The organism is Desulfoluna sp., from assembly GCF_030145185.1.
Classification (GTDB): Bacteria; Desulfobacterota; Desulfobacteria; order Desulfobacterales; family Desulfolunaceae; genus Desulfoluna.
In genome coordinates, this window is sequence record NZ_JAQYWB010000138.1 from 1 (window position 1) to 6,374 (window position 6,374).

The following is a 6,374-nucleotide window of genomic DNA, read 5'->3' on the forward strand; positions in this document are numbered from 1 at the left end:
GCGCAAGCACACCCTACCCTCACACCCCCAAAACCGGCGGTAACGCGTTACATAAGGGCGACTTTGCCCCGAAGTCCATGAAGGCTTACGACGTCAGCCACCAACGCACGGCTTTTTATATAATAGACTGAGCGCAGCGACTCCTCGAACCAAGCACCAAGCACGCTTTTCCCTTTTCCCTTTTCCCTTTTCCCTTTCGCCATTAGCCTTTAGCCTTTAGCCATCTCCACCCACCCCCGGCTTTTATAAAACTGACTGAGCGCAGCGACTCCTCGAACGAAGAACCAGGAACCAAGCACCAAGCACGCTTTTTCTTTCACCGCTTTTTCTTTCAACGCCCTTTCTTTCAACGCTTCTCACTCACCCCACCCATCAGATCGTATCTTGAATTTACCCGGCGACGGTTCTCCGAGGCAGTTCCTGGGTTTTTGCAGTTTCCGCATGAGATCCAACTTCCCGAGCTCTTTCAGACGATTGTATATCAGCGTCCAGGCACAATCCTTTTCCTTGTCGATCTCGCATTTTCCGTTATCGGTTCCGCCGCACGGCCCGTTGACCAGCCCTTTGTGGCAGGCCGTCACCGGGCAGATTCCTCCGGTCTCGCCGATGATACAGGTTCCGCACTGTGTGCAGATCTCGTTGTACTCGCCGGGTGCCGTCTCTTTCCCCACAAAGAGGGTGTCCAATGCCGGGACCACCATCATCTTAAGCTGACTGGCGATGGTCTGGACCCCGAACGCACAGGACATAATAAGGAGAACATCGGCCTGGGAGAGACTGCTTCCTATATCGGAAAGGATCTCTCCGGTCAGGTGGTCACAGGCGACCGGAACAACCGTATGGCCGGTGACGAGTTTTCCTGCGCCGGACAACCGCGTGCTCATGGCAAGAACCTCGGGTTCACCGCCGGTATGGGTGAGTGTCGTACAGGTTCCGCAGCCAATAATGAAGACCCTGGCGCAGCCGTCTAAAAGCCGGTCGATCTCTTCTTCCGTTTTTTGTCGTGTAATGGCCCGGATCATATCATTTGTTCTCCTTTTCAAGGTCGCATCGGAGACATCTCATCGCCTCACAAACGGCCTCCTCTTCCGTAAATCCCATTTCCACTTCACGGAAATTTCGTATGCGATCGCAAGGGTTCGTGTGCCTTGCATGAACCCTCGGATTTTCGCCTTCTGTTTCACTTTCAAGGGCCAGCCCCGCATCCACCGCCATCTCGGTCTTTTCATCCGCGATCTCTATGCGCCCTTTCTGCCCCTTCAGATATCTGTCGATGGCGATGGCAGCCCTTCGCCCCGAAGCGATCGCCTTGATCACAAAGGTGGGGCCGGAGGTAAAATCGCCCCCGGCAAACACCCCGGGAATATTGGTGGCCAGACTGTTTTCGTCAATGGCAAGAGTCCCCCAGAGTTCTCTTTCAAGCCGGCTGTCTTCCGAAAGAAAGGAGGTGTCCGGGGCCTGACCGATGGAAATGACGACATGATCCGCATCGATGACCTGACGGTCCGATTCATCGCTTTTGGGATTGAATTTCCCCTCTTCGTCAAAAACCGACACACACCTGAGAAATTCAACCCCTGTCACCTTCTCGCTGTCATGGATGATCCGTTTGGGTTCCCAGGCCGGATTGATCACGACCCCCTCTTCCAGGGCCTCGGCCACTTCCTTTTCCCAGGCAGGCATCATGTCCCTGGGTTCCATACAGAACAGATGGACATCGGAGGCTCCGGTTCTCAGCGATGTTCTCGCAACATCCACGGCAACATTCCCGCCACCGATGACAACAGTCTTCCCGTCAAAGGAGCTCACCTTCCCCTGCCTGACATCACACAGATAGCTGAGGCCGTAATGCAGTCCCGCAAGATCCGTCTCTTCGCCGGGGATTCCGATCCTCTTGCTCGTCTGGGCCCCCGCTGCGATAAAGACGGCGTCAACCCCCTCCTTCATCAGGTCATCCACCGTATGCTGTGAATCCACCGGCGTGTTGTAACGAATCTCAACGCCGCATGCTTCGATATACCGGACCTCCGTTTCAATAACCTCAGGGGGAAGCCTGAATTCAGGCAACGCGATGCTGAGCATTCCTCCGGCCTTTGGCTCGGATTCAAAAACCGTGACCCCGTATCCGGCCTTTCGGAGAAAATAAGCGCAGGTCAGTCCGGCCGGACCGGCACCCACCACGGCGATTTTCTCCTTTTTTGTCAGGGGAAAGGGGCTGGCCGGAAGCCCGATGTTTTGAAAGTACCAGTCCGATGCAAACCGTTTGAGGGATCGGATCGCCACCGGTTCGTCAAGCTCTCCCCGCCTGCATTTATACTCGCAGGGATGGATACATATCCTGCCGCAGACCGCCGGAAACGGATTCCGTTCACGAATGATGTCGACGGCCTTCTGGTATTCTCCCTTGGCGATGGCCGCCACATAGTTCGGCACATCGATACCGGCCGGGCAGGCGTGCTGACATGGGGAGATCACGATGGCATCGCAAGTGGCGCCAGCGCACCGGTGCTCGAGGATATGGTCCCTGTACTCCTCTTCGAAATATTTTAAGGTGGAAAGAACCGGTTTTGCACAGGCCTGTCCCAAACCGCAAAGGGAGGTTTCTGTGATGGTCGCCCCGATCTCCCGGATCGTTTCAAGGTCCCGAAGCCGCCCTTTTTTCTGCGTAATTCGTGTCAGTATTTCAAGAAGCTGGGTGGTCCCCAGGCGACAGGGTGCACACTTCCCGCACGACTCGGACTGGGTGAAGCCGAGAAAAAACCGGGCGATCTCCACCATGCAGTTGTTCTCATCCATCACGACCATCCCGCCGGACCCCATGATCGCGCCCAGCCGTGAAATCGTCTCGTAATCGATGGGCGTGTTGATCAGCTGCGCGGGAATACATCCCCCTGCCGGGCCGCCCATCTGAACCGCCTTGAACTTTCTCCCCTTGGGAATCCCCCCGCCGATATCAAAGATGATGTCATGGATACTGGCTCCGAAGGGAACCTCCACCAACCCGGTATTATTGACCTTCCCTGCAAGAGAAAAGATCTTGGTCCCCCCACTTTTTTCCGTACCGACCTCCGTGTACCAGGCCGCCCCGTTATTGATGATCAAGGGGACATTCGCGAGAGTTTCCACATTATTGATGTTGGACGGCTTCCCGCCCAGTCCCTCCTGGGCCGGAAAGGGGGGTTTGGGGTTCGGCATCCCCCGCTTCCCTTCGATGGAGGCCATCAACGCGGTCTCCTCACCGCAGACAAAGGCTCCGGCCCCCATCTTCAGTGAGAGATGAAAATCAAAACCTGTGCCGAGGATGTTCACCCCGAGAAGGCCCAAGGCCTCCAGCTGGCGGATCGCAAGGGTCAGATGCTCAACGGCAATGGGATATTCTTCCCTTACATAGATATACCCGTACTCAGCCCCGATGGCATAGGCACCGATCATGAGGCCTTCAATGACGCAGTGGGGATCTCCCTCAAGCATCGCCCTGTCCATGAACGCACCGGGGTCTCCCTCGTCCGCATTGCAGATGATGTATTTGGGTGACCCCTGGGCACGTCGGGTATACTCCCATTTAAGCCCTGTGGAAAAACCGGCCCCGCCCCGCCCCCGGAGCCTGGCAGTGGTCACCTCGTCGATCACATCATCAGGGGTCATGCCGCCGAGAACCTTCGCCAGCGCTCGATACCCCCCTGAGGCGATATAATGGTCCACCTGGGTTGGATCAATCTTTCCGCAATTAGCCAGAACCCGTCGCACCTGCTTTTTGTAAAAGGGAATCTGATCCCTGTAGAAAACCGGCTGATTCGTCGTGATGTCTCGGTACGCAAGCCTGTCGACCAGCCTCTTCCCCTTGATCGTTTCCGAAACGATATCAAACGCGTCCTCGGGAGCGACTTCCTGGTACTGAATTCCCATGGGCTCTATGGCCACAACAGGCGCCTTTGCGCAAAAGCCGTGGCATCCCGTCGACCGGATCTCCACACGGTCCGAAAGCCCTTGTTTCGCGACCTCTTCGCCAATCGAATCGAAAACCTCCTTCGCCCCGTAGGCTCTGCACCCTGTCATGCATACCAGGACGAGGGTCTTCTCTTCTCCCTTGCCGGCAAGGAGCGTATTGCGGAGCCATTCGAGCTGCCCTATGGAAAGGAGTTTCTTCATTTTATGTCAGCTCCTCGAAACTATGACGATCAAATTTGCCTCCGGCGGCGAGGTGGGCCACCTCGAAAGCAGGTTTGCGAATGCGCATCAGCAAGCGTATCTTGAGTGTAAAATGCGTCCGCATTCGCTCGGAGAGTAAAGGTCGGCAACCAGCGTCGCCGCATAGCCCGGATATTTCATGAGAAAACAATCAGGACTAAGGCATAATCCGTAATGACAGTTCTTCGCAGTCATATTTTCAGTCGTTTCAAAAATGCAAAATGTAATCCACGGTATTCTGTCTGATTTTCTCACCCTTCGGGCGAGCCGGGTGCACTCTTCTGCCGCGTTATCAGAGTTTTGAGGTAAACCACTACATCTTCAACTCTGATGCCTTGCATATGAGCGCACCCAACGCGTGAAATATCCGGGATAGTTACGACTTTTCTTCCTTACTTTCAGTAAAATGCGCCAGAACAGAGTCGATCTTCCTGGGGGAAAGCCTGCCCATGTATTCCTTGTTCACCATCATCGTCGGGGCGAGAAAACAGGCCCCGAGACAGGCAACGGTTTCGAGTGAATACTTGTAATCAGGGCTGGTCTCCCCTTCATTGATCCCAAGCTCTTTTTTCATGATTTTGAGGATGCTCCTGCCCCCCTTCACGTGGCATGCGGTGCCGCAGCAGACCTTGAAGACATGCTTCCCCTTCGGTTTCAGACTCAGGCCGCCGTAAAACTCGATCACCCCCTGCACCTCACTCGGATAGAGCTTCAATGCCGATGCGATGGGAACAATCGCCTCCGGAGGAATGTAGCCCAGCGCTTCCTGCACCTCCTGCAGAAGCGGAATCAGCCCCCACGTCTCACCCCGGTGCTTCCTGATAATCGCCGAAAGCCTTTCCCAGTCGATCTCTTGCGGTTTCATCAAATCCTCCGTTTAACATTGCCTTCGCGGCCCCGACGCCGTCGGCAACCCGTCCCCCCGGGTGTGCTTGCGCTCCCTTACCATCAGAGCCTCATACAGGAGGACGCTGTAAATCCAAACATGGATCCCCGGTCACTTGGCGATACAAAAGGTAGCGAGTGTTCAACTGTAAAACAGCAAAACCCAATTCCATTTCTCCGGGCAGCCGGGGAAGACGAGGAGGCGAAGGGTGTCACCCTTCTCTACCGGCTTTCCCGTCTTTCCCGCGAAGGCGGGAATCCATGGTGGATAGGGGAAACGGCCAGAATAACGAAAACAATCTGCCACGCGACACCACGTAGGGTGTGCTTGCGCACCATTTGCTCGTAAAACCAACACCTTTCGCCGCGAACGAAGAACCAAGCACCAAGAACGATGAACGCTTTTACATGGGCTTCCATAACCGTTACGGTTACCCTCGGTGCGCAAGCACACCCTACCCTCACATCGTTGCCGCTGAGTCACATAAGGAGACGCTTGCGCTCCCTTACCATCAGAGCCTCATACAGGAGGACACTGTAAATCCAAGCATGGATCCCCGGTCACTTGGCAATACAAAAGGTAGCGAGTGTTCGACTGTAAAACAGCACAACCCAATCCATTTCTCCGGTCAGCCGGGGAAGACGAGGAGGCGAAGGATGTCACCCTTCTCTACCGTCTTTCCCGTCTTTCCCGCGAAGGCGGGAATCCATGGTGGATAGGGGAAACGGCCAGAATAACGAAAACAATCTGCCACGCGACACCACGCACGGCTTTTATATAATAGACTGAGCGCAGCGACTCCTCGAACCAAGAACGAAGAACGAAGAACCAAGAACGCCTTTACCGTCAGGGATATCCAGCCATGGGTTTTCTTGGCTGTAACGGTTTCCCGCGGTGCGCAAGCACACCCTACCCTCACACCCCCAAATCCGTCGGCAACGCGTTACATCAGGACCCCTGACCGCCGAAGCCATTTTAAATCCCTATACCTCTAATTCTATGGTCTTTACTTTCGTGTTTTGCGTGCCTTTCGTGGATTAAATGTTTTTAAGGTTTTTAAGGTTTTTAAGAGCCTTTGACCACGAACCACACGAAAATCACGAACAGGGAGACCGACGACGTCAACCCCCGGCGTTTGGCCTGGTTCAAAACAGGATTACACCTTTGACGTGTGGAGTGAAGGCACCACGGGACCCTCCTGGGCGCGCCGTGCTCCGTCGCGGCTTTTTTTGCCGGGGGCTTGCCCCAGCCAGAGTTACCCTGAAATGCTAATTATTGAACCAGCCCCGGCTTTTTTATA

The 6,374-nt window shown here is 55.0% G+C and carries 3 protein-coding genes; all 3 read right to left on the bottom strand.

All coding sequences use genetic code 11. The annotated features are described in order from the left end of the window. Positions 1-356: 356 nt before the first annotated feature. The 3 genes from Q1Q75_RS22280 to Q1Q75_RS22290 all read right to left on the bottom strand — a co-directional run bounded on the left by Q1Q75_RS22280 (position 357) and on the right by Q1Q75_RS22290 (position 5,053). Positions 357-1,022, bottom strand: a complete 666-nt coding sequence (locus tag Q1Q75_RS22280; protein ID WP_300675377.1) for a methylenetetrahydrofolate reductase C-terminal domain-containing protein — start codon at positions 1,020-1,022, stop codon at positions 357-359. A gap of 1 nt (position 1,023) precedes the next feature. Then, positions 1,024-4,149, bottom strand: coding sequence for an FAD-dependent oxidoreductase (locus tag Q1Q75_RS22285; RefSeq protein ID WP_300675379.1), 3,126 nt, complete (start codon positions 4,147-4,149; stop codon positions 1,024-1,026). 415 nt (positions 4,150-4,564) lie between these two features. Then, on the bottom strand, positions 4,565-5,053 hold the full coding sequence (locus Q1Q75_RS22290; protein WP_300675381.1) for an NAD(P)H-dependent oxidoreductase subunit E: 489 nt from the start codon (positions 5,051-5,053) through the stop codon (positions 4,565-4,567). Positions 5,054-6,374: the final 1,321 nt, after the last annotated feature.

Excerpts from the sequence above, each read along its gene's own strand:
- Q1Q75_RS22290 (WP_300675381.1), bottom strand. The coding sequence starts at position 5,053 with ATGAAACCGCAAGAGATCGACTGGGAAAGGCTTTCGGCGATTATCAGG.
- Q1Q75_RS22280 (WP_300675377.1), bottom strand. The coding sequence starts at position 1,022 with ATGATCCGGGCCATTACACGACAAAAAACGGAAGAAGAGATCGACCGG.
- Q1Q75_RS22285 (WP_300675379.1), bottom strand. The coding sequence starts at position 4,149 with ATGAAGAAACTCCTTTCCATAGGGCAGCTCGAATGGCTCCGCAATACG.